Source organism: Rubrilithobacter danxiaensis (assembly GCF_047272945.1).
GTDB classification, from domain to species: domain Bacteria; phylum Bacteroidota; class Bacteroidia; order Sphingobacteriales; family Sphingobacteriaceae; genus Rubrolithibacter; species Rubrolithibacter danxiaensis.
The window spans coordinates 204,078-228,871 of the sequence record NZ_JBKOPS010000002.1; the positions used below are offsets into that span (position 1 = coordinate 204,078).

The 24,794-nt window shown below is 38.5% G+C and carries 17 protein-coding genes; 14 read left to right on the forward strand and 3 right to left on the reverse strand.

All coding sequences use genetic code 11. The features are described 5' to 3' along the window. Window positions 1-77 precede the first annotated feature (77 nt). Window positions 78-599, forward strand: coding sequence for a DinB family protein (locus ACLCDL_RS02985; RefSeq protein WP_423146607.1), 522 nt, complete (start codon window positions 78-80; stop codon window positions 597-599). Window positions 600-882: 283 nt separating this feature from the next. Continuing rightward, entirely contained in the window at window positions 883-1,281 is a 399-nt protein-coding gene (locus ACLCDL_RS02990) for a hypothetical protein (RefSeq protein ID WP_423146609.1), read from the forward strand. On the opposite strand, the gene ACLCDL_RS02995 is transcribed toward ACLCDL_RS02990, so the two are convergent. The 3 genes from ACLCDL_RS02995 to ACLCDL_RS03005 are packed head-to-tail and all read right to left on the reverse strand — an operon-like array spanning window position 1,274 to window position 2,868. Next, entirely contained in the window at window positions 1,274-1,660 is a 387-nt protein-coding gene (locus tag ACLCDL_RS02995; RefSeq protein ID WP_423146611.1) for a DUF7793 family protein, read from the reverse strand. The two genes, ACLCDL_RS02990 and ACLCDL_RS02995, sit on opposite strands and share 8 nt — an antisense overlap. A 41-nt stretch (window positions 1,661-1,701) precedes the next feature. Further along, window positions 1,702-2,277, reverse strand: a complete 576-nt coding sequence (locus tag ACLCDL_RS03000) for a TMEM175 family protein (protein ID WP_423146613.1) — start codon at window positions 2,275-2,277, stop codon at window positions 1,702-1,704. A gap of 54 nt (window positions 2,278-2,331) precedes the next feature. Then, window positions 2,332-2,868 carry a hypothetical protein gene (locus ACLCDL_RS03005; RefSeq protein WP_423146615.1) on the reverse strand — a complete coding sequence of 179 codons (537 nt, stop codon included), beginning with the start codon at window positions 2,866-2,868 and terminating at the stop codon, window positions 2,332-2,334. A gap of 86 nt (window positions 2,869-2,954) precedes the next feature. Here ACLCDL_RS03005 and ACLCDL_RS03010 point away from each other — a divergent pair, with 86 nt between their 5' ends. The 12 genes from ACLCDL_RS03010 to ACLCDL_RS03065 all read left to right on the forward strand — a co-directional run bounded on the left by ACLCDL_RS03010 (window position 2,955) and on the right by ACLCDL_RS03065 (window position 24,784). Then, window positions 2,955-3,725 (forward strand): glycoside hydrolase family 25 protein, encoded by a 771-nt coding sequence (locus tag ACLCDL_RS03010; RefSeq protein ID WP_423146616.1) that lies wholly within the window; start codon window positions 2,955-2,957, stop codon window positions 3,723-3,725. Window positions 3,726-3,806: 81 nt separating this feature from the next. Next, entirely contained in the window at window positions 3,807-6,131 is a 2,325-nt protein-coding gene (locus ACLCDL_RS03015; RefSeq protein WP_423146618.1) for a glycoside hydrolase family 20 protein, read from the forward strand. A 55-nt stretch (window positions 6,132-6,186) separates the two neighbouring features. Then, window positions 6,187-8,145: a CocE/NonD family hydrolase gene (locus tag ACLCDL_RS03020; RefSeq protein WP_423146619.1), complete on the forward strand. Its 1,959-nt coding sequence runs from the start codon at window positions 6,187-6,189 to the stop codon at window positions 8,143-8,145. Between the two features lie 16 nt (window positions 8,146-8,161). Continuing rightward, complete coding sequence (locus tag ACLCDL_RS03025) at window positions 8,162-9,433, forward strand: SGNH/GDSL hydrolase family protein (protein WP_423146621.1); 1,272 nt, start codon at window positions 8,162-8,164, stop codon at window positions 9,431-9,433. A 53-nt stretch (window positions 9,434-9,486) separates the two neighbouring features. Then, entirely contained in the window at window positions 9,487-11,577 is a 2,091-nt protein-coding gene (locus ACLCDL_RS03030; protein ID WP_423146623.1) for a right-handed parallel beta-helix repeat-containing protein, read from the forward strand. A gap of 136 nt (window positions 11,578-11,713) precedes the next feature. Further along, window positions 11,714-13,336, forward strand: coding sequence for a DUF6377 domain-containing protein (locus tag ACLCDL_RS03035; RefSeq protein ID WP_423146625.1), 1,623 nt, complete (start codon window positions 11,714-11,716; stop codon window positions 13,334-13,336). Window positions 13,337-13,692: 356 nt separating this feature from the next. Further along, window positions 13,693-16,653, forward strand: a complete 2,961-nt coding sequence (locus tag ACLCDL_RS03040) for a SusC/RagA family TonB-linked outer membrane protein (RefSeq protein WP_423146627.1) — start codon at window positions 13,693-13,695, stop codon at window positions 16,651-16,653. Window positions 16,654-16,661: 8 nt separating this feature from the next. After that, window positions 16,662-18,167, forward strand: a complete 1,506-nt coding sequence (locus tag ACLCDL_RS03045) for a RagB/SusD family nutrient uptake outer membrane protein (RefSeq protein ID WP_423146629.1) — start codon at window positions 16,662-16,664, stop codon at window positions 18,165-18,167. A gap of 11 nt (window positions 18,168-18,178) precedes the next feature. Next, window positions 18,179-19,270 (forward strand): SusE domain-containing protein, encoded by a 1,092-nt coding sequence (locus ACLCDL_RS03050; protein ID WP_423146631.1) that lies wholly within the window; start codon window positions 18,179-18,181, stop codon window positions 19,268-19,270. 76 nt (window positions 19,271-19,346) lie between these two features. Further along, on the forward strand, window positions 19,347-20,774 hold the full coding sequence (locus ACLCDL_RS03055) for an alpha-amylase family glycosyl hydrolase (protein ID WP_423146633.1): 1,428 nt from the start codon (window positions 19,347-19,349) through the stop codon (window positions 20,772-20,774). A gap of 200 nt (window positions 20,775-20,974) precedes the next feature. Then, window positions 20,975-23,122 carry a glycoside hydrolase family 97 protein gene (locus ACLCDL_RS03060; protein ID WP_423146635.1) on the forward strand — a complete coding sequence of 716 codons (2,148 nt, stop codon included), beginning with the start codon at window positions 20,975-20,977 and terminating at the stop codon, window positions 23,120-23,122. A 210-nt stretch (window positions 23,123-23,332) separates the two neighbouring features. Then, a complete protein-coding gene (locus tag ACLCDL_RS03065; protein ID WP_423146637.1) occupies window positions 23,333-24,784 on the forward strand; it encodes an RtcB family protein in 1,452 nt (483 codons plus the stop codon). The last annotated feature ends 10 nt before the right edge of the window (window positions 24,785-24,794 follow it).

Below are 24,794 nucleotides of genomic sequence, written 5' to 3' on the forward strand. Positions count from 1 at the left end.
TTAAGTATCTTTTTTATGCTGACATAGGGCTGTCACAAGTGCTTGCTTTCTTTGCTTTGTAAACAAAAAAACAAATCATGGAAAACAACGTGCAAACGAACGAACAGAGCCTGGAAGCTCCTGTAATCACTCCTGAAGCATTACTTGAACATTGGCAGGGCCACCGTAGGCTTACCCGCCGAGTGATTGAAGCTTTCCCCGAAGATCAGCTTTTCTCTTACTCAATAGGCGGAATACGTCCTTTTTCAGCATTGGCGATGGAGCTGGCAGACATAGCGGCTCCGGGTGTAAGGGGGGTAGCAACAGGAGAGTGGCAGGCACTTGGAGAAATTGCTCATCACCTGAAGGAGGGTGCTCCTAAAACAAAAAATGATCTGTTACGTCTTTGGGATGAAATAACGGATGAAATTAACAAATTCTGGCCTCAAATTTCTCCACAGCGTTTTCAGGAAGTGGAGGCAGCTTTCGGCCAGTACGAAGGCCCTATCTATTCTACCGTTCTTTACTTTATTGACAATGAAATTCATCATCGCGGGCAGGGTTATGTTTACCTTCGCTCCCTTGGAATTGAGCCGCCTCCGTTTTGGGAACGGGCATAATTCAAATTGTTACACAAGATTTAGGTGAAATCCGGTCTTGTGTAGCAATGTAAGTTATTTCTGGCATAGTAGCAGTTCTGTTTGTTTCATTGTAGGTATGTTATTATGAAAATTGCAAAAGTACTATGGCCGTCTTGGCCACTACTTCGCTAATGACTCTTTTCAGTTATCTCGTATTCAATTTCCTTTTGAGAAGTAAAAATTGCGAAAGTCGTTTATTAATTTAAATCTCCTGCTTCGCTAAAAAAGTTTAAGAATTCAAGAGAATTTGATAAAATTGAAAATGAATACTAAATACCTGATGTCCGGAAGTGCGGTAATTTTGGGAATTACAGGCATTGCCTTGTCTTTCTTTCCTCAAGAGATTGCCGAAAACTTAGGGGCTGGAGCGGCCTCCTCGATAATATTTCAGTTGTTAGGAGCAGTTTACTTCGGCTTTGCAATGCTTAATTGGATGGCAAAGGCGAATTTAATAGGCGGAATATACAGCAGGCCGGTAGCAATAGGCAATATGTCTCATTTTACAATCGGTGCACTTGCGTTAATTAAAATACCATTTAATGGTACGGGCTTGAATTATGTTTGGGTAGGAGCACTTGTTTATTCCGTTTTGGCAATACTGTTTGGTTACGTTTTATTTACAAATCCTGCTTATGAAGCGCAGAAAGAACAGGTTAGATAAATTGCTTTAACCAGTTCTTTGCTTCCTTGTCATCTGTAAAGTTTTTCATTGGAATGGGCGGCGGTTTTAATTTAAAGAGGATAGTCATGATGAATGTTGCAAGCCCGGGTTTTGAAACCATTGCCATTGCTGTATAAATGGTAGGTAACTGCTCTGTCGAAAATTTTCTGGTTTCCTTATCGGGTACAGGAGAGTTTTTCAGGTATATCAGTAAAGGAACTTTTTTATTATTTGTAATTTCCTTTACAAGGGCAACATTACCTGAAATATTGGAAACGGTCCGTTTAATGCTTTTGGAAAGTGAAACCAATATCCCATCCTCAAACCAGTAGGTGGCAATTTCACCTTCATAAGTTGGTTTGTCTGCTGGTATTATCATAAGATAGATTTAAATTAAGTGTATCCCTGATGTTAAAGTTATCATTCTTTAATAATGTGTTCAATACGTGTATCAGGAATCAGCCAGATTAAAGCTACTACCACATACAATGCCAAGCCTATCCCCGGGTTTAAAAAAGTAAAAGCTATTGCTGTACAGTAAATTAATATGGAAAGTTTTCCTTTCGTATCATTTCCAAAGGCTTTTGCAAGTTTAGAATCCTTTCCGGCTTGTTTCATCAGTATTTTCGCCAGAATACTGTATGCAATCGCATTCATCAAAAGAACAAAGCCATAAAAGGCAACAGGCCACTTTTCAAAGTGATTTTCTCCCATCCAGGCAGTACTAAAAGGAACCAATGACAGCCAGAAAAGTAAATGCAGGTTTGCCCACAACGCACTTCCGCTAATCTTTTCTGTTGCAAACAACATGTGATGATGGTTATTCCAGTAAATGCCGATATAAATAAAACTGAGCACATAACTAAGGAAAACAGGTAATAAGGGCTTCAGAGTAGCAAGATCATGACCATGGGGAGTTTTTAGTTCTAAAACCATAATGGTAATGATAATTGCAATCACTCCATCGCTAAATGCTTCTAAACGATTTTTGTGCATAATCAGATTATATGACTAATATAGTAATCACATCTGCTCATGCAAGCTTCGTCGTTACATTTCTTTTCTCCTGGTTAGTAATCCACCAATAATGATTCCCGAAAGGCCAATAAACAGAAAAGTATTTCTTGCTGCGGGTTTTTTAGCAAATTTGAAAATCCATGGTGCTAATAGTGAAAACACACCCAAGCCAATGTCGGCTGCTAAATGAGCTTTAAATGGAATAACTTTAATTACGTCCCATTCAGCTTTTGTAAATAAAGCCGAGCCAAGCATAACGCCGCTCATAATTCGGGCTAATCCCGTAGCTTTTGAATCAGCTTTAAAATGAAGTAGTTCCGGTGCAACAGCAGTCAGAGGGATGTAAGTCCAGTCGGCGATTCCATGTTCTTTTCTTGAAATGGGCTTTTTAATGCTTTTTATAAAAATAACCGCAGGTTTGAGCGACTGTTTTAAATAATATGAGTGGTCTTTATAATATTCACGAAAAACCTTTTCTCTTGAAAGAGTTGAGGTTTTTTTATTTCGGGCAGTATTCGAAATAACAGGTTTTGTACCTTTATCCCGTGGCCACCTTATCCCAGAAAGCACCTGTACCTATCAAGAGAAAAAAGACTGTAAAGAAAAAGAAGCCCGTTAAAAAGAAAAACAATAATGGCCTGTCTTTTAAATTGAAAATGATACTTGCAGGAATTGCGCTTATCCTGCTTTCGCCTTTCTATTACGGCTATGTTTTAAAAGTGTTTTCATCTGCGTTTGGCTGGATCTCAGATTTGGGTGGAAATCCGAATTATCGTACCTATAAAAGTCTCAATATTCCCATTCCTTCAAAATATAGCATTCATGGAATTGATGTTTCATCTTATCAGGGAAAAATAGACTGGAAAAAGGTGAAAGAAATGCGGGAGGATGAGCTGTATATCAAATTTGCTTTCATTAAAGCTACAGAAGGCCTTGTTCATGTAGATCCGTACTTTCAGCGAAACTGGCGGGAAGCGCCAAAAGCAGGAATTGTTTGTGGTGCATACCACTATTTTAAACCCGGAAAGAACGGGAAGTGGCAGGCAAAGTTCTTTCTTCAAAATGTAAAGCCGGAAAAAGGCGATCTGCCATTAGTAGTAGATATTGAAGAATTGAAAAGAGTTTCTCCGGAGCGTATGCGGAAAGAACTTTCATCTTTTTTGAACTATATTGAGAATAAAACAGCGATAAAACCAATTATTTATACCAACATCACTTTTTATAAAGACTACTTGCAAGGACATTTTGACGATCATATTTTATGGATTGCTCACTATTATAAGCCCGAGTTAAAAACAGATAAAAGAACAAGATGGCGGTTCTGGCAGCACTCAGATATGGCAACCATTGCAGGAATTAATCACGTAGTTGATATGAATGTTTTTAACGGTGACAGCGTGGAGTTTGAAAGGTTACTGGTACGGTAAGTAACATTGTGAACAGAAAAGGGTATCGTTGCGGTATCTTTAATTGCACATCGTATATTAGGTCATATATCTGATACTTATATGGCAAAAACCCCCTTTCTTTTAATCCTGATATTTACTGTTTGCTGCACGTCAACAAAGGCTCAGCCTAAGGCCAATATTATTCCTGTTCCAAATAAAATAGACTGGAAACAGGGTAGCTTTTATTTTACTAAATGCACACAATTGCACTTTGATAAACGTGATAAAGAACTCGGTAATGCTATTATGCCTTTAGTGGTTAAACTAAAAAGAGCTGCTGCAATTGATTTATTGTCTTCTAAAAAATGCGCTGATAGAGAAGTATATGTTGCTATAGATAAAAGTATCAGTAATGAAGAAGGCTATAAACTGAATATCTCGAAAGAAAAAGTTGAAATAAAAGCACAAAAACCTGCGGGAGTTTTTTATGCTGTTCAAAGTTTACTGCAATTATTACCCGAAAGTATCGAATCTGAGACAAGGGTCAGCAACATAAATTGGGCTGTTCCCTGTGTTCAGGTTGAAGATGCGCCCCGGTTACGTTACCGGGGAATAATGTTAGATGTTTCAAGAAATTTTATGGTGACGGACTCAATAAAACGAATGATTGATTTATTGGCTATGCAGAAAATGAATCGGTTACACTGGCATTTAACAGATAATGAAGGATGGCGTTTTGAAAGCAAAAAGTATCCTAAACTTACTTCTATAGGAGCTTTTCGTAAAGGAGATATTATTGATAATAAGTTTACGTATGATTATAAAAGTAAGCCGCATGAAAAATTGTACGGCGGATATTATACTCAGGAACAGATGAGAGATATAGTTCAGTATGCTGCCGACCGATTTATTACAATAATACCCGAAATAGAAATGCCCGCCCATGCTCAGGCAGCTGTGGCTGCATATCCGGAACTTGCCTGCTTAGACAGCAACGGCAAAGCATTTCCATATCCAAGCAATATTCAGGCGGAATTTTGCACAAGGAATGAAACAGTTAATTTTCTTAGTAATGTTTTATCAGAAGTTATGGAAATTTTTCCTTCCAAATACATTCATATAGGAGGGGATGAGGCAGAAAAGCTAAACTGGAAAACCTGTAAATATTGCCGGCAAAGAATGAAAGAGCAGGGATTAAACAGCGTTGAAGATCTGCAAAGCGATTTTATTAACCGGATAGAAAAGTTTGTAAATAGCAAAGGTCGCAGTATAATTGGATGGGATGAGATAATGCAGGGGGGATTAGCTCCCAATGCCGCAGTTATGAGCTGGACAGGGGTAAAGCCCGGTATTGAAGCTGCAAAGAATAGTCATTATGCTGCAATGACTCCTCTTCCATATTGTTACTTTGACCATGCACAGTCTGATGCACCAGGTGAACCGCCGTCTTATTATGGCTTAACAATGCTTTCTGATGTTTATAATTACGAACCTGTAAGTCAGGAGTTAAATACACAACAGGCAAAATATATAATGGGAGCTCAGGGAAATTTATGGACAACTTATGTTCCTACTGCAGCTATTGCTGAGTATATGATATTTCCAAGATCAACCGCATTGGCTGAAGTTAACTGGTCTTCACCATCAAATAAAAACTTTAGTGACTTTACAAGAAGATTGTTGTCGTACGAGAAAAGGCTCGACCAGCTTAAGGTGAACTACTCAAAACACTTGTATGATATAAGAGTGAGCAATATAAAGCAGGAGAATGGGAAATTGGTTGTTGAATTAAGCGGCTCAGAGAATGGAAATCCTATTTATTTTACATTGGATGGAACGATTCCAAATCAAAACTCGCCGGTATATAAACAGCCAGTACCAATTACGCAAAGTTGCACCATAAATGCAGCGGTTATAATAAATGGCAATGTTCGCGATCTGGCAATAAAATCTTATATATTACATAAAGCTGTTGGTAAAAAAGGGACTTTGAAAACGCTTCCCAGTTATAATAAAAGTGGACTTGACGGGTGGATTAATGGGGGGTTAGCAGATGATACGCGTTTTAACGATTACCGTAATGAGGATGAAGAACGCTACAACGATGACAAATGGCTTGGTTGGGAGAATGAGGAATTTAACGGGACTATCGACTTTGGAAAGGCGGAAGAAATTAATAAGGTTACCATGCGTTTCTTTCATAATCTTCCTTTTGGGATAATGATACCAAAATCAGTTACATTGCAAACTTCTGACGACGGCATAAATTTTAAGGATCAGGCAACTCAAACTATCAGTCTTCCTGATTCTACTGGTGCTGTGCCTTTAACTTTTTCGCTTCCTGCCCTCAAATCCCGCTTTGTAAGAGTTATAGCTCAACCTTTTGGCAAAACTCCGGCAGGTAATTATGCATCTCTGTTTATTGATGAAGTAATTGTGGAGTAACTATATTTATATCTTATCAAATTCAAATACGAAGTTTTTCAGGTACAAAATATAAATGATGAAAAATAGCAACAGCGAAAAGAAATTAAAAGTTAACGATAAGATTTTTCTCAACTATAATATCAAACCTGATTACAAGTGGATATTAGTTCAGATAGTAGTTTTTTTCTTATTTATTACTCCAATTTCAGGGTATTCTCAAAATGCCGATTCTGCTTGGATAGTGAACAACTATAATAAGAAAGAACAATACGTTCCAATGCGGGATGGCGTTAAACTATTTACTTCTATTTATATTCCTAAAGATACCGGGGAAAAACACCCGATTTTAATAACCAGAACTACGTACTCTTGTATGCCATACGGAGATAATTTTAGAAATTTCTGGAGCAATCACTACAAAGAGTATTTAAAGGAAAAATATATTATAGTTGTACAGGATGTACGTGGAAAATTTATGAGTGAGGGAATTTTTGTAGATGTACGGCCCTTTAATCCGGATAAAAAATCTCCGTTAGATATTGACGAATCAACTGATACCTATGATACCGTTGATTGGCTAATAAGAAATATTCAGGGAAATAATGGAAAAGTAGGTGTATTTGGCACATCTTATCCGGGGTTTTATTCCACGCAGGCCGCTCTAAGTAATCACCCGGCTATTGTAGCTGTAAGCCCGCAGGCCCCGGTAACAGATTGGTTTATAGGAGATGATTTTCATCATAATGGTGCCTTCTTTTTGATGGACGCTTTCGGATTTTATACAGAATGGGGATTTGGAAGCCCAAGACCAAAACCTACGAAACCTACTCCTGACCTTTTCCAAAGCGCTTACACTCCTCCAACAAAAGATTACTATGATTTTTATTTAAGAACAGGGGCGCTTCCTAATTTCACTAAACTTACAGGGGACAGCATCTCCTTCTGGAAGGAATTGATGAGCCATCCGAATTACGATTCTTTTTGGAAGGCAAGAAATGTAAGAGCGGCAATTACGAATATAAAAGCGGCAACACTGGAAGTTGGAGGCTTATTCGACGCAGAAGATTGTTTTGGTGCCTGGAATACTTATCGGGCCATTGAAAAGCAAAGTCCTTCAACTAATAATAAAATTGTAATGGGACCCTGGTCTCATGGGCAGTGGGCTACACCAGAGGGAACACACTTGGGAAATGTTCAATTTGGAAGCAATACTTCAGAATGGTATGCTGCTAATATAGAAATACCTTTCTTTAATTATTATCTGAAAGGAAAGGGAAATATTGATCAGATTAAGGAAGCAACCATTTTTTTTACCGGAGAAAATCAGTGGAAGCAATTCTCCAATTGGCCGCCCAAAGCTTCAACTGAAAAAGCGATCTTCTTACAGGAGAACGGTAAATTAAATTGGGAACAGCCGAAAACTGAAGCCAGTTTTTCTGAATACATTAGTAATCCCGCTAAACCGGTTCCATATACTGAAGGAATTCATGCCAACCGAACTGCAGAGTATATGACCGGTGACCAACGGTTTGCCTCTTCCCGTCCTGATGTGCTGGTTTTCAAATCTGAAATATTATCAGAAGATGTTACATTGGCCGGCCCCTTAACAGCAGAGCTGATGGTAAGTATTTCCACAACTGATGCGGATTTTGTTGTAAAACTGATTGATGTTTTCCCTGATGATTTTGCCTATACTAATGATAATGACTATATCATGAATGGATATCAGATGATGGTAAGGGGTGATGTTTTCAGAGGAAAATACCGCAATAGCTTTGAAAAGCCCGAGCCCTTTATTCCGGGTAAGATTACGTCAGTTAAATATACGATGCCTGATGTCGCTCACACTTTTAAAAAGGGACATCGTATTATGGTACAGGTTCAAAGCAGTTGGTTTCCCTTAGTTGACAGAAATCCTCAAAAGTTTATTGATATTTATCACGCTCGGGACACCGATTTTCAACAAGCATCCATTCGCGTTTATCATGACAAAGTGAATAATAGTAAAATTCTCCTTCCTGTTTTAAAATGATTAATACTTATTGTGCATGATATCTGCAATCAAAACCCTTATAAAAGTCTTTTATCTACTATTCCTGTTGTTTATAGGCCCAATTGCGCAGGCGCAGAAGTTACCCCCCGAATTTATTCCGCGTAAAGGTTTGCCAAACTTTTTATATAAAGTTCAAAAGAGCACAGATACGGTAACAATCGCTTATCTGGGAGGAAGCATTACCGAAGCACACAATGGCTGGAGAGATCAAACATTCAGCTGGATGCAAAAGCAATATCCCAAAGTTACATTCAAACAAGTTGATGCCGCTATTGGGGGCACGACATCCGAATTAGGAGTCTATAGGTTAGAAGAACATGTATTGAATTATAAACCCGATCTGTTATTCGTCGAGTTTGCAGTAAATGATGATGAAAATACTCGCGAAAGTGTTTTAACTGCTATGGAAGGAATTGTGCGTAAAACATGGCTGGCGCATCAGGAGACTGATATTTGTTTTATATACACTTTTGCTGACTACATGCTAAAAAACTATAATAATGAAGGACCTCCGCCTACAGTTAAAATAATGGAAGAGATAGCAGATTATTATAGTATTCCTTCTGTTAACCTTTCTCCAAAAATTGTACAATTAATCAATAACAAAAAGTTATATCCTACCGGAAAACCAGCAATTAAAAATGACTCAACTTTCTTTTCTGCAGATGGTGTTCATCCTTATCCTGAAACAGGCCATGCATTATATGCTGAATCAATTATAAATTCTATTAAACGTTTACGGGCTGCTGGTACATATGAACATCCTGTTGGCGCTGCTTACTTTAGTAAAAGGCTGGATCAGGCTACGATGGTTTCACCACCGTCGTTCCTAAATAATGGGGTTGAAAAAATTTCTGTTACTGATAATAGCGATGAACTGATAAGTCGTTACAGTCGCTATTTAACCCATGTTTATAAGCTAAAGGATACTTCAGATGTATTATCTTTTTCTTTTACAGGCGAAAGTATTGGGTTTTTAGATATAATTGGTCCTGCCTCTGCCCCGTTGAAGGTATCAATAGATAACTATCCTCCAAGGTATATAAACCGGTTCGACAAATACTGTTTTTATACGCGACTTGCGTTTTTCTTTATTGACGGTTTAGAGAATAAACAGCATAAAGCTATCATACAACTGTCCTCAAAAAAATTCGATAAATTCCAGGTGATAGAAAAGAAACCGGGAGAAGTTGAAAATCCTGAACAGTATAGTGAATTTTCCTGGATGGTCGGAAGAATCCTGGTAAACGGTGAGGTTAATAAATAGCAAATATTCGACAATAAGCTTAAAAAGCTACAAGTAGCTGTAAAGAAACTATTATGAAATACTTTGTTCCATTGATACTTATTCTGATTGGCTGTTCTTTACAAACAACTGTTACTGCGCAGTCAGTTGCCTATTATATAGCTCCAAATGGTAATGATGAAGCTTCCGGATATAGCCCCAAGGAAGCTTTTGCTACCCTGGAAAAAGCCCGGGATGTAATTCGAATGCAAAGAAAGCAAAGTGGGTCCGATACAATTTTTGTTTATCTGTTAGGAGGAGAATACCGTTTAAAACAAACGTTTCAGCTTAGCCTTGAAGATGGAGGAACACAAGAAGCACCCATAATATATAGCGCTTTAACCGGAGAAAAGGTAGTATTAAACGGCGGCGAAAGAATCACGGAATGGAAAAAATATAAAAATAATATTTGGGTAGCAAACGTGCCGCAAGTGAAAAAAGGAAATTGGTCATTTAACCAGTTATTTGTTAATGGTGAGAGTCGTAAAATAGCAAGCCTGCCAAAAAAAGGGTTTTATCGTGTTAAAGGTTTTCCTGACGGTGGATTAGATGCAGGATATCAAACTCCGGGCAAACGTTTTATTTATAATTCAGAAGATATAAAAGCCAGTTGGAAGAACTTAAAAGATATTGATGTAGTAGTATACCATTTCTGGACCGATACCCATCTTTCAATAGAATCAGTAGATGAAAAAGAACATCTTGTGAACTTTAAATATCCCTCGGGTAAAGTATTTACCGATGATTTTAATAATGAGGGTGCGAGGTATGTGGTAGAGAATGTGTGGGAGGGATTACAGGATCCGGGTGATTGGTACCTTGATAAAAAGAAAGGCAAATTATATTATATACCCTTTGCTACGGAAAATATGGAAACAATTGAAGTGTGGGCACCTGCAATTCCAGCTTTTGTTGATATAGCAGGAGATGCGGTAAACGGAAAGCCGGTTTCAGATATCCAGTTTAAAAACATCACTTTTCAATATGCAAATGTGCAGTTGCCCAAAGGAAATACAAATAATGCACAAGGGTCGTCAAGCATCGCTGCCGTAATAAAATTAAGGGGAGCCCAACGTTGTGTTTTTCATAATTGTACTATAAATAACATAGGCGGTTTTGCTTTTGATATCCAGGAAGGGTCGTCATACAATGAATTTTCTTATAACAAGCTTTTAAATATTGCTGCCGGTGGGTTCAGAATAAATGGCGGAACTTCAACCAGACATCCTTTATTGCAAACACATCATAATATTATCAGTGATAATGAAATAGGTCCTTACGGATTGAAGTTCCCTTCAGCCGTTGGTGTGCTGATAATGCATGGAAGAAACAATGAGGTTATTCATAATCATATTCATCATGGCTTTTATACCGGTGTTTCTGTTGGTTGGGAATGGGGATATCAAAGAAGTATAAGTCGGGATAATATAGTGGCAGATAATTATATTCATCATATCGGACAGGGATTATTATCAGATATGGGAGCTGTTTATACGTTAGGAGTTTCCCCGGGTACTGTCATCCGTAATAATTTAATTCACGATGTAGATGCTCATAATTATGGTGGCTGGGGTATTTATAATGACGAAGGATCAACACATATCCTGGTTGAAAACAATATCGTTTACAATACAAAATTTGCAGGATACAATATAAATTATGCAAAAGAAATTACTGTTAGAAACAACATTTTTGCTTTAGGCCGCTTACAGCAAATCAACAGGAACAGCGTAGAGCCGCATCAAAGTGTTTATTTCGAAAACAACATTATTTATTGGAAAGAAGGAGTATTATTTGATGGTAACTGGGAAGATAAGCCGTATAATTTCTATTTTGACACTGATCCTAAAAATGGCACAAGAAAAATGAGTAGTACATTTGAAACCGATTATAACATTTATTTCAACCCCTTACATGCAGCAGATAGTATTACTTTTAATAAACTGAGGTTCAATGAATGGCAACAAAAAGGCAAAGATCGTCATTCACTTTATGCCGATCCGCTTTTTACTGATCCAGAACATTTTGATTTTACCTTAAAAGCAAATTCTCCTGCCTTTAAGATGGGATTTCAACCATTTAATATGGAAAATGTTGGTCCCAGGACTAGGAATAGAGATAAATAGCTTGCTTAATGAAGGTGTCAATACACAAGAAAGAGAGCAAAAGCAGTAATAATTTTCTAATTCATGTGTTCTATTTTGCTTCTTGTTCAACAACCCGAACGAAGTATGTATTTTTATAAACTATTCCGGAATTTGAATGATGAAATGTTTACTGGCAACGCTATCAATTATTTTAATTTTTAATCTGCCTGCCTTTTCAGCCCCTGATAGTTTATTAAAGGAACTTGATAATGTGTTGTTAAAAAAGGAAGTTCTTACGAAAAAAAAGCTTAAGAGAATAGAACAGCTTAAAAGGAGTATTAATAGCTATAGACGTCCTTTAAAGGAGCGATATGGAAATTATCTGAAGATTTTTGAAGAGTATAAGACCTTTAATTTTGATTCTGCCTTAACCTACGCAGGCAAAATCCACGAAGAAGCTGTAAGATTAAATGATCCCGAAAAGATAAATTATTCAAAGATCAATCTTGCCTTTATTCTTTTGTCATCGGGCATGTTTAAAGAAACACTTGGAGTTGTTAACCATATAAATACTGCCAGCTTAAGTAATGAGCAAAAAATAGAATTTTATACTTTAAAGGCAAGATATTACTACGATCTGTGTGATTTTGTTAAAAATAGTAAATATTGTTCTGAATATATTGCTTTAGGTAATCAACAGGCTGATTCTGCAATAACCTTGTCATCTCCGGGCTCTTATTCGTATTTTTTTGTTTCGGGTTTAAAGAACCTGCGCCGCGGTAATTTAGAGGAAGCGTTGAAAGATTATTCCACCATTATTAAAAAGCCTCATTTAACTGATCATCAATATGCTATTATTGCAAGTACACTCAGTTATCTCTATTCGCAAAAAAATCAAAAAAACCAGGCATTCAATTTATTAATTAAGGCGGCAATTGCCGATATAAAATCTTCTACAAAGGAGAATGTCGCCATGTTCCGGCTGGCCGATACTTTATTTAGAGCCGGAGATAATGAAAGGGCATACAAATACATCAGGGAAGCGATGGCCGATGCAGAGTTTTATGGCGCACGGCATCGTCAGTTTGAAGTAGGCACGTTATTGCCCATTATTGAAGGAAAACAACTAAAACTGGTAGAAGAACAAAAAAATTTAATCTTTACTTATGCTGTAATAGTTACCCTGCTCATCTTAATTATAATCGCCTTTATTATAATAGTAGTCAAGCAAAATAAAAAGCTCCAGCTGGCACAGGAATCCCTGTACGAGGCAAATGCTAATTTGAAGCAAACGAACAAGGCTTTAACAGAAGTTAATTCAGCCTTACGTGAAGCAAATCGAATTAAAGATGAGTACATTGGTTATTATTTTAATATCAATTCGGATTATATTGAAAAAATTGACCGATTTAAAAAATCTGTTTCTCAAAGGCTTACTTTGGGGAGATACGAGGATATTAAACAAATTATAAATAAGATTGACCTTAAAAAGGAACGTGAAGATCTGTCTGTCAGCTTCGACCGTGTTTTTATTAAGCTGTTCCCTGATTTTGTACAGAAATTCAATTTGCTTTTTGATGAGAAAGATCGGATAGTATTGCCGAAAGATCAACTACTCAATACAGAATTAAGAATTTTCGCCCTTATCAGATTAGGTATTCATGATAATGATAAGATTGCTAAAATCATGAATTTTTCAGTTAATACTATATACTCTTATAAAACCCGGATAAAAAATAAATCCTTTATTCCCAACGAAGAGTTTGAAGAAAAAATAATGGAAATTAAGGCAGATTAAAAATTTTGATACAGGACATGTTTCTATGTATAATTTACTCTCATTATTATAAATAAAAAACAGCCATATCTTTAACTGATAGACTTGCTTCCCGGTGATTTTTACCCAAAAAACTTTTGAGTTTAAATTTTTAAAGAGATTCCTTGGTTCTTTTTTGAGCATAAAAGTTAATATTTGCTTTGGATTTGAATTGAGATAACTTATTGTGAAAGAGGTTATTACTTAGATATTCGCTTTGTGAATATCTATATTGGCCTTTCCCCAGCTTGATTACACTCCCATAAGATTTTTCCTTTGTAAGGTGTCGTTTTCAGACGCACATACTAATTAACCTTTTTATAAAACTAATTAACACGATGAAACAACTCTATTTTCTAAAGTATGGGTTTCTGCTCTGTTTAGTAGTATCATCAATTACTGTTTTTGCTCAAACAGGAAACCTGAGCGGTATAGTAAGAGATGAAGCTAACCAGCCGCTACCCGGAGCAACTGTTGCTTTGAAAGGTTCTTCAAGATCCACCAGTACGGATGCCAATGGTGCCTATAGCCTTTCAGGAATACCCGAAGGTGCCCAAACTGTTGTTGTTACTTTTATTGGCTACGAAGATGTCACCAGCGTAATTAAAGTAAGCGGGAATACAAAAGCGGATTTCAGTTTAAAGCCCTCATCCACCTCGCTTGCACAGGTTGTAGTTGTGGGATATGGAACCCAAAAAAGGAAAGATGTAACTGGATCGGTATCTACGCTTACAGCTAATGATCTCAATCCCGGGCCGGTAACCAGTCCTTTGCAACAAATAGCAGGAAGGGCCGCGGGCGTAAATGTATCTCAAACAGGCAGTGAACCTGGTTCATCACCTTCGGTTAGGATTCGAGGAATTGGTTCGCTGATTGGTGGAAATGATCCATTAGTGGTGGTAGACGGAATTCAGGGAAATATGGATCTGTTTAACCAGGTTCCTCCATCAGAAATTGAAAGTGTAGATATCCTGAAGGATGCTTCGGCTACGGCTATTTACGGATCAAGAGGAGCACCCGGAGTAATTATTGTTACTACGAAAAAAAGTAAATCCGGAACAACTACTGTTGAATATAATGCAACCTCTTCGCTGGATTTAATAGTCCGGAAGCTGGATGTGCTGGATGCAAACGAGTGGTGGACACAAGCCCAGCTTTATGGAGTTCCGGCTTCTGCAAACCATGGTTCAAATACCGACTGGTATAACATTTTAACACGAAATGGTAGTACGCAAAATCATAATTTGTCTATTGGAGGCGGAACTGATAATTTCAATTACAGAGCATCTTTAAATGCCATTACTCAGCAGGGTATCGTAATCAGATCAAATAATCAGAATTATATCGGCCGGATTCAGGCTACCCAAAAAGCTTTAAATAACAAGCTCACGGTTTCAATGAATCTGAACAGCAGCGTTATTAATAAAACGGCAAGTCCTAACAGTGTAGGTACAGTTGGTTTTACCTCAAACCTGATTAGCAATGCCTATGTTTCCCGTCCAACGGACCCGGTATTTAATACAGATGGAACTTATTTTACCGACGCAAATGTTTTTCAATACATTAATCCTTATGCTGTTTCTCAAACCGTAGTAAGTGAAGGGAATACCAACAATTTATTTGGCAGCCTTCGTGCGGATCTGGAAATAGCAAGAGGACTTACGGCCGGTGCATTTGGCAGCTGGAGAAAAGTTGATAACACATACGGATATTACCTTCCGGCAGTATCTACTGTAACTCTTGCCATAGACAATAAAGGTGTTGCCAATATAAGAAACGACCGCCAGAATGAACGGTTGATGGATTTAAGTTTGAATTACAAGAAAAGTACAGGTAAACATAGCTTTGATATTTTAGGAGTTTACGAATGGCAAAATCAATCCTACCAGGGAAATTTTGCTCAAGCCAAAGGGTTTATTAATGACATAGCGAGCTATAATGCCCTTCAGTTGGGTGATTTGAGCCGTGTTCAACCCGGCGATTTTTCTTCGTATAAAAATGACCGCACATTGGTTTCCTTCCTGGGGCGACTTAATTATTCTTTCCTGAACCGATATTTACTAACGGCAAGTTTCAGAAGGGATGGCTCTTCCGTTTTTGGTGCTAATCATAAGTGGGGAAATTTTCCTTCTGCATCATTAGCATGGAGAATTGATCAGGAGCCTTTTATGGCAAATCAAAAGCTGTTTAATAGCTTAAAGCTTCGTGGCGGTTATGGTATTACCGGTAATCAGCAGGGGCTTTTTCCGCAAAGCTCCTTACAACTAGTAGGATATGCCGGCCAGACCTATTTTGGCGGCTCGCAAATTACAAATTATGCTATCTCGCAGAATCAAAATCCTGATTTGAAATGGGAAACAAAATATCAAACTAATATCGGGATAGATTTTTCAATTTTAGAGAGTCGTTTAAGCGGAACCTTTGATGCGTATACAGCAACCACTAAAAACTTATTATTTGATTACACTGTTCCGCAGCCTCCTTATCCTTTTGGAAGTGTTAAAGCCAATGTAGGCTCAGTTTTAAACCGCGGCCTGGAAGCATCTTTAAGCTATCAGCTGATAAAAAACAAAAACACCATGCTTGTCCTTGCTGCAAATGGTTCGCTGTTGAAAAATAAAGTGTTAAACTTAAGCGGAAGCATTAACGGCGTTCCCTTAAATACCAATTATGTTGGCTGGGGGCCAAATTCCTTCCTGATTGAAGGCAAGCCAATAGGAAGCTTTAATATCCTGCAGCACTCCGGTAAAGATGAAAACAATAAAGAAACTGTTACAGACCAGAACGGAGACGGTACAATTGATCAGGGAGCAAGAAGTCCTGACAGAGTATTGGAAGGATCTGCTCTGCCTACTTACACGTACGCCTTTACACCTTCATTTACCTATAAAAATTTCGATGCTTCCATGGTTTGGAGAGGATCAGGCGGCAATAAAATTTACAACGGGATACGCCAGACTTTCAGCATGTTCGAGAACCTGGGGAAATCAAACCTTTTAAAAAGTGCAGTTCCATTAGGTATATATACTACAGAATACGGATCTGATTTATGGCTCGAAGACGGGTCATTCCTTCGCTTTGAAAATTTAACCATGGGATACCGCTTTAATGTAAGCAAGATTAAGTATGTAAGTGGCCTACGTGTTTCGCTAACTGCTAACAACCTGGCATTATTTACAAAATACTCAGGCCTTGATCCGGAATTAAATGTAAGTGGCGGAAATGGCTTTGGTGGCGATTATGGAATCTATCCACGTACTACCAGTATTGCAATAGGTCTCAATGTAAACCTTAAATAATATACAACATGAAAAAGATTTTTATAAGTGCCTGCTTTGCCGCAATTATTATGCAGGGTTGTACAAAGCTGGATGAAAATATATATGATAAATATACCTCCGAAGAATTTTATAACTCTCCCCAGGGTTCGGATGTGGCGCTGGCAGCAGTGTATGCACAAATACCCGGAAACTGGAATGGAGTGGGTTATGCCGGGGCAGATAATGGCTGGTATGATTTAAACAGCATGTCTTCCGACGAACAGGTTGTACCTCACCGTAACACGGGCGATTGGCAGTTGGACTTTGCGAGGCTGTATCTGCGTCAATGGCTGCCTTCTGATCTGATTGTAAATAACACCTGGAACTGGTTGTACAAATCCGTATTTAATGCAAACCTGGCAGTAGAGCAATTGGAAAAAGCCAATGCAGAGCCTTCAAAAATTGCCGAGGCAAAAGTATTAAGAGCTTTCTTTTATTATTTGTTAATGGATGATTATGGCGATGTGCCGTTTTTTACAGTTAACAATGTAACAGTAGATAAAATCCCCCAGGCTAAACGTAAGGATGTTTTTGATTTTATTGTAAAAGAATTAACAGATAACATAGAACTTCTTTCGCCACAAAAAGGGGGACAATACTACGGAAGGTTTAATAAGTGGGCCGGGTATGCGTTACTTGCTAAAGTATATCTGAATGCAGAAGTGTATACCGGAACTCCTATGTGGAGTGAATGCATCGAAGCATGTAATAAGATTGATGGCGGCGGATATAGCCTTCATTCAGGCGCTGCCGATGCTTCTAATCCTTTAGGATTTAAATATTACGAACTTTTTGGTGACGTTCTTCCGGATGATGAAACGATTCTTGCAATCTATACTAAGGCCGAAGTTGTAGGAAGAAATATTTTCACTGTACGCAGTTTGGGAGGATCGGACGGAGTGGCAATGCTTGGGTACAGCGCCTGGAACGGTGCAGTTGTGCCAAAAGAATATGTGGAAAAATTTGATGATAACGATGTGCGTAAACGGCAGTTCAGATATGGTTCAAATCCATACGGCCCTAAACCTGCAGGGTTTATTAACTATTCGCTCGAGGTAACTAACCTGGATAATCCCGGAGCTGAACCTAATGCCGGTGCACGGAACCAGAAATTCTTCCCGGTTGCTCCTATGTCAAGCGGCGGTGCATCGAATGATTTTCCGATTTACCGCTATGCCGATATTCTTTTAATGAAAGCAGAGTGTAACGTTCGTCTCGGAAATGCCGGTGCTGCAAAAGTATTTATTGACCAGGTAAGACAAAGGGCGGGCCTTAGTGCTTTAACTGCCGATCCTACCCTGGAAGATATTTATAATGAACGTGGTTTTGAATTAAATTGGGAAGGACACCGCCGGCAGGATATGATCCGTTTTGGAAAATTTTTACTTCCTCACGGACTAGCTCCTGCAGCTGCTGATTTTCGCCTGTTGTTCCCAATTCCAACATCCGCATTGGATGCTAACCCGCTGTTAAAACAAAATCCCGGTTATTAAAACTAAAAAACATGAAAAAATTAATTAATAAAGCAGGAGGTTTGATTGCTCTTGTGCTGTTAATGGCAGCTTGTAAAAAAGATGCTGTTCTTACCACGCTGCAGGAGGTTTCATTTCCTTCTTCTCTTACAGCTTCAAAAACCGATATAACTATTTCCGAGGCCGATACTGCCTCTTCAGTAATAGAATTTGCCTGGCCTGAAGTAACGTATCCGGTTGATGCGCCTGTAACTTACATGCTTCAAATTGATATTGCAGCTGATACCATAGGCTCCTCGGCTTGGGGAAATGCAGCTAACATAGACTTAGGCCAGGATGTAGTTTCAAAATCACTAAAAGGAGGTGAACTGAATACACTGGCTCAGCAGCTGGGCATTAAACCCAATGAGTCTGGCACGTTGGTAGCTCGTATCAAATCAACCCTCGACCGTCCGGCCTATTCAAATGCAGTGTCGTTTACCGTTACTCCTTACAAGGTTTTTACCGGTTATCCGTCTTTATGGGTTCCTGGCGATTACCAGGGCTGGGATCCTGCTTCAGCTCCTACAATTGTTTCGGTTAAATCGGATAATGTGTACGAAGGTTATGTTTATATTCCTGCAGGAGGATCGATGCAATTTAAGTTTACTGCTCAGCCTGCATGGGAACCTATGGCTTACGGAACCCTTACTAACGACGGAACTTTGGCTGAAGCCAATTTCGCTGGCGGAAACTTTACTGCTCCCTCTGACGGTTATTATGATTTAACTGCAGATTTAAACCAGATGAAATACACCATAACCAAAACAACCTGGTCTATAATTGGCGATGCAACTCCCGGCGGCTGGGATAGTGATACTCAAATGGATTACGATCCGGTAAATAAAGTCTGGAAAGTTACAGCTGATATGTCTGCAAACGGCTCGTTCAAATTCAGGGCAAATAATGCCTGGGTAATTGATTTTGGAGTAGATGGTAATGGGAAGTTAACGTATGCCGATCATCCTGTGCTGGGTTATACGCCGGATCTGAACAATTTAACCGTCCCCGAAAATGGTAATTATACAATCACACTTGATTTGCACGATCCGAATAATTACAGCTATAAATTGAAGAAGAATTAAAAAAATTACTGCGGGAGACGCCAAAAGCATCTTCTGCAGTAACTGCAGTTAATATAACAGAAAACAAATACAAAACATGAATAGAATACGGGCGTTGCTGCGAAAAATAGAGATAAAGAAAGTTTACACAAAGAAAAACAATGTTTTGCTTCTTTTATTGCTGGTTGCATTTTCTACCTATGGTTGCAAAAAGAATGAACCGGTGCCTTCAGATAATACACCAGTTGTAACTGGCAATGATCCGGATCAGTATAATATTCCTTTCAATAATGTACCTGATCCAAGAGATGTTTCTATCTATCAGGTAAATATCCGCACGTTTAGCAAAGAAGGTAATTTGAAAGGAGTGCAAGCACGTTTAGATTCAATAAAAGCACTCGGAATAAATGTAATTTACCTGATGCCGATATATCCTGTTGGGGTTCTGAAATCTGTAAACTCCCCTTATTGCGTTAAAGATTATAAATCTGTAAACAGTGAGTTTGGAACATTGAATGATTTGCGAGCTCTTATAGATGAGGCACATAAGAAAGATATGGCTGTGATACTGGATTGGGTGGCCAATCATACCTCATTTGATAATAGCTGGACAAGTAATAAAAGCTGGTATCAGCAGGATTCTCAGGGAAATATAGTAAGCCCTCCGGGTTGGAATGATGTAGCGCAGTTAAACTTTGGTAATGCTGATATGAGATTAGCAATGATAAAGGCAATGAAATACTGGGTATATGCCGCCAATATTGATGGTTTTCGTTGCGATTATGCTGATGGCCCTCCGGTTGATTTCTGGAAACAAGCGATCGATACATTAAGGAAAATATCTACTCATAAATTGCTGTTACTGGCAGAAGGAAAACGCAGCGCTAATTATACAGTTGGGTTTGATTATAATTTTGGCTTTTCCTTTTTTGAGAAATTAAAAACCATTTATAACAACAATCAATCTGTACAATTAATTGATAATTTGAATGCTTCGGGTTATACAAATGCTTCGGACAGGCAGCAAGTAGTGAGATACATAACCAATCATGATGTAAACAGTTCTGACGGTACTCCGCTGGAGTTGTTCGGCGGTAAAAGTGGGTCGATGGCCGCTTTTGTTGTAACAGCATACATGAAAAGTGTACCGATGATTTACAACGGGCAGGAAGTAGGAACTCCCTTCAGGCTAACTTTTCCTTTCACAACTACAAAAATAGACTGGTCGTTAAACCCCGGTATAACCGCAGAATATAAAAAGGTTCTGGCTGTGCGAAATAATAGTGAAGCTATCAGGAGAGGACAGTTAATTTCTTACAGTAGTGCTGATGTATGTGCTTTTTCAAAAGAAGCCGGAACAGAAAAAGTTTTTGTAGCATCTAACCTGAGAAATAAATCGATTACTTATACCGTTCCGTCAAATTTGGCAAATACAGTATGGACCGACGCTTTTAGCGGGAAGAAGGTAACATTAAAGGCAACACTCATACTGGAGCCTTACTCTTATATAGTTTTGAAAAATTGAATCAGGAATTACATGTGCTGATTTTTTTAGTTTAATTATTAGTTGGTAGCAGGTGCTGAATTTCAGCACCTGCTCTTTTTAAATTTCTCAATCACAGGATTTCTTTATATTCTGTATCATCTAATTCAGTAAGTGTTTCTTTTAAGATCTCTTTATATCTCTGCACATACTGCTTTCCACTTTAACAATAAATTCATTCGATGAAAAATCTATTTACTCTTTTGCTTTCGATATTTTATTTATCGCTATATGCCGAAGGCTCCGTTTCTTCCGCAAAAGTTAAATCCCCCGACGGCAATCTCGAAGTTGTTTTCAATCTTAAGAATGGTATTCCATATTATTCTTTAAATAGAAAGGGAATAACAGTGATAAAAGAATCACGGTTGGGATTTATTTTAAAAAATAATCCGCCACTTGATAAAAATTTTAAGATAGCCGGCATTAAACAATCTTCTTTCGATGAAACCTGGAAGCCGGTTTTAGGAGAGGTGAAAAGTATTCGGAATAATTACAAAAAACTGAAAATTGAACTGGAAGAACTGGGTGACTTGAAAAGAAAGTTAACAATCATTTTTAATGTATATAATGAAGGCATAGGTTTCAGGTATGAATTTCCGATACAGCCTAACCTTAAATATTTTGTTGTAAGTGAAGAACTTACTGAATTTAATCTTACCGGAGACCACAAGGCTTTTTGGATTCCCGGCGATTACGATTCCAATGAATATCCTTATACTACTTCCAAACTCAGCCAGGTAGATGCCTGGAAGCTCCCGCCAATATCTTATGGTAATAAAATTGATAACATACCCGATCAGTATGCAATTCAAACACCGTTAATGCTTAAAACAGCCAATGGATTATATATTAATATCCACGAAGCTGCGCTTGTAAATTATTCTTCTATGCAATTACATGTAAACCGGCAAAACTATAGCTTGTCTGCCCGTTTAGTTCCTGACGCCGTAGGAAATAAAGTATATTTACGAACTCCCGTGAAAACACCCTGGCGTACAATTATTGTCAGTGATAAAGCCACAGAAATTCTTGCTTCTAAATTAATATTAAACTTAAATGAGCCTTCGAAAATAGAAGATACTTCATGGATCAAGCCCGTTAAATTTATGGGTGTCTGGTGGGAAATGCAGACAGGTAAAAGCAGCTGGAATTATAGCAATAACATCGATTCTCTTTCTTCAAAAGGAACGCTTATACCAAATGGCCGACACGGAGCAAATACTGCAAATGTTAAACGTTATATTGATTTTGCTGATAAAAATGGTATTACAACTCTGCTGGTTGAAGGATGGAATACAGGTTGGGAAGAATGGACAGGCAACTGGAAAGAGGAAAATTTTGATTTCGTAAGTCCTTATCCTGATTTTGATGTAGAAGAGATAACCAATTACGCAAAGCAAAAAGGCATAGAAATGATAATGCACAATGAGACCGGCGGAAGTGCTTCAAACTACGAGAGGCTTATGGATACGGCATTCCGGATGATGAATAAGTATGGGTATAAATCTCTTAAAACCGGGTATGTGGGCCAGATAATTCCCCGGGGAGAACATCATGACGGGCAATGGATGATTAACCATTACAGCCGGGGAGCGGAAAAAGCTGCTCAATATAAAGTGATGATCGATATGCATGAGCCGGTACGTCCTACGGGATTAAACCGGACCTATCCAAACTGGTTAGCGAATGAAGCAGGGCGTGGAAATGAATGGAACGCTTTCAGCGAGGGCAATGCACCAGATCATGAAACTATTTTACCTTTTACCCGCTTGATTGGCGGTCCGATGGATTATACACCGGGGATATTTAAACTAAAAAATTATGCAGAGAATGCAGCAGGGAGGCAGGTACATACCACACTTGCAAAACAATTGGCATTGTATGTAACCATATACAGCCCTTTACAAATGGCAGCAGATCTTCCTGAAAATTATGAAGCGCATCCGGATGCATTTCAATTTATTAAAGATGTGGCGCTTGATTGGGACGATACGCAAATCCTGGAAGCGGAACCGGGAGATTATATTACAATTGCAAGAAAAGAAAAAGGCGCAGAAAACTGGTTTGTTGGTGCTATTACCGATGAAAATGCCCGGATAAGCAATATTCGGTTAGATTTTCTCACCAAAGGGAAAAAATACATAGCTACAATTTATAGGGATGCAGAAAGTGCCGATTGGAAAACCAATCCCGAAGCATTTAAAATTGAAACATTTCTGGTAGATGGTTCCACCAAATTGAAACTGAAGTTAGCCAGCGGAGGTGGTGCAGCAATAAGTCTTACTCCTGCAACAACTTCTGATCTAAAATCTTTAAAAAAGTATAAATAAAAAGTATTAGTGCCGGAGTATTATTATAATGACTGTTTAATTTAATATAAAAGTTATATCAAAAGGAAAGTCCTCTTAGTTAAGATTAAGAGGGCTTTTTATTTGTACCCAGGTCTCGTTACAATAGTGTTAAAACAGATATAAATAAATTATATAGGCTTATTTTTTGTACTTGTTTTTACTGTTATTTCAATTGTTTATGGATATATCATGGAAAAAGAAAAAATCGGTAATGCAGAAATCAGTGCTTTAGGAGTAACAGATCTGGGCTTACTCGTTAGTTTCAGCCGCGTTGCCAATGGGTTATTGAAACATAAAGTAATGACTAAGGGAATTATCCTTGCCAATCTGGAATCGTTAATAGACGACCCGTTGCCATATGTATCAATGAAAGGCGGTAAGTTTAAAAATATTGCTGAGCAGGTGATTAATCTGCGCAATGCAGGAAACTTTATGAAACAGCAACGAAGCAATGTACTAAGAGAAACACTTATTGATTTTCCGGTTTTCGGGAAGGAGCACATAGAAACAGGCGCTTTGGGGCAGATGAATACTGCCATGAAGCTGCCTGTTGCGGTGGCCGGAGCACTGATGCCTGATGCGCATCAGGGATATGGACTCCCTATAGGAGGTGTGCTGGCTACAACTATAGATACTATTATTCCATTTGCAGTTGGAGTAGATATTGCCTGCCGTATGTGCCTGAGTATTTTCGATCTTCCTGCTGAAACGGTAGATACAGAAAAAGAGAAGCTAAAGAAACTGTTGGCAGATCACACGGTATTCGGCATGGGGGGAGTAGCTAAAAGTTATCACGATACGTCGTTGTTCGATCATCCGGACTGGAGCGCTACTCAGCTGATTCGTTCGTTGAAGAATAAGGCTTATACACAAGTGGGTACTTCAGGAACAGGAAATCACTTTGTAGAATGGGGAGAGCTGACTATTGCCTGCAACGCTTTGAAAGATATACCTGATGGAAAATACCTTGCGCTTTTATCCCATTCAGGATCGAGAGGTTTTGGAGCAAGTATTGCCAATTACTATTCTGATATAGCGATGAAGAAGACGAAACTTCCAAAGGAAGCGAAGCATTTAGCCTGGCTGGATATGAATACAGAAGAAGGCGAGGATTATTGGATAGCTATGAACCTTGCAGGGAAGTACGCTTCTGCAAATCATCATGAAATTCATAACAAGATAGCGAAAGCGTTAAATTTGTTTCCAATAATGCGAATTGAAAACCACCACAATTTTGCCTGGAAAGAAAAACTTGCCGATGGAACAGATGTGATGGTACATCGTAAAGGCGCAACACCGGCAGGGAAAGGAGTTTTAGGAATTATCCCTGGATCGATGAGTACACCCGGGTTTGTGGTGCGGGGGAAAGGGGAACCACGCTCCATCAATTCGGCATCTCATGGTGCAGGCAGGCTGATGAGCAGGAGCGCTGCATTCAAAACGTTAAAAAAAGATTTGGTAGAGGCTGAACTGGACCATAAAAAGATTACACTTTTAGGATCGGATCTGGATGAAGCGCCTATGGTGTATAAGGATATTCATGCAGTTATGGCGGCGCAGACAGATTTGGTAGAGGTGCTCGCCGAGTTTCAACCGAGGATTGTCAGGATGGCGAACCCTAAGGAAAGGCCAGAAGATTAGAAGGTTGATA

Bases quoted from the DNA above. Each gene is read 5' to 3' on its own strand.
- ACLCDL_RS02985 (WP_423146607.1), top strand. From the start codon at position 78: ATGGAAAACAACGTGCAAACGAACGAACAGAGCCTGGAAGCTCCTGTA.
- ACLCDL_RS02990 (WP_423146609.1), top strand. From the start codon at position 883: ATGAATACTAAATACCTGATGTCCGGAAGTGCGGTAATTTTGGGAATT.
- ACLCDL_RS02995 (WP_423146611.1), bottom strand. From the start codon at position 1,660: ATGATAATACCAGCAGACAAACCAACTTATGAAGGTGAAATTGCCACC.
- ACLCDL_RS03000 (WP_423146613.1), bottom strand. From the start codon at position 2,277: ATGCACAAAAATCGTTTAGAAGCATTTAGCGATGGAGTGATTGCAATT.
- ACLCDL_RS03010 (WP_423146616.1), top strand. From the start codon at position 2,955: ATGATACTTGCAGGAATTGCGCTTATCCTGCTTTCGCCTTTCTATTAC.
- ACLCDL_RS03015 (WP_423146618.1), top strand. From the start codon at position 3,807: ATGGCAAAAACCCCCTTTCTTTTAATCCTGATATTTACTGTTTGCTGC.
- ACLCDL_RS03020 (WP_423146619.1), top strand. From the start codon at position 6,187: ATGATGAAAAATAGCAACAGCGAAAAGAAATTAAAAGTTAACGATAAG.
- ACLCDL_RS03025 (WP_423146621.1), top strand. From the start codon at position 8,162: ATGATATCTGCAATCAAAACCCTTATAAAAGTCTTTTATCTACTATTC.
- ACLCDL_RS03030 (WP_423146623.1), top strand. From the start codon at position 9,487: ATGAAATACTTTGTTCCATTGATACTTATTCTGATTGGCTGTTCTTTA.
- ACLCDL_RS03035 (WP_423146625.1), top strand. From the start codon at position 11,714: ATGATGAAATGTTTACTGGCAACGCTATCAATTATTTTAATTTTTAAT.
- ACLCDL_RS03040 (WP_423146627.1), top strand. From the start codon at position 13,693: ATGAAACAACTCTATTTTCTAAAGTATGGGTTTCTGCTCTGTTTAGTA.
- ACLCDL_RS03045 (WP_423146629.1), top strand. From the start codon at position 16,662: ATGAAAAAGATTTTTATAAGTGCCTGCTTTGCCGCAATTATTATGCAG.
- ACLCDL_RS03050 (WP_423146631.1), top strand. From the start codon at position 18,179: ATGAAAAAATTAATTAATAAAGCAGGAGGTTTGATTGCTCTTGTGCTG.
- ACLCDL_RS03055 (WP_423146633.1), top strand. From the start codon at position 19,347: ATGAATAGAATACGGGCGTTGCTGCGAAAAATAGAGATAAAGAAAGTT.
- ACLCDL_RS03060 (WP_423146635.1), top strand. From the start codon at position 20,975: ATGAAAAATCTATTTACTCTTTTGCTTTCGATATTTTATTTATCGCTA.
- ACLCDL_RS03065 (WP_423146637.1), top strand. From the start codon at position 23,333: ATGGAAAAAGAAAAAATCGGTAATGCAGAAATCAGTGCTTTAGGAGTA.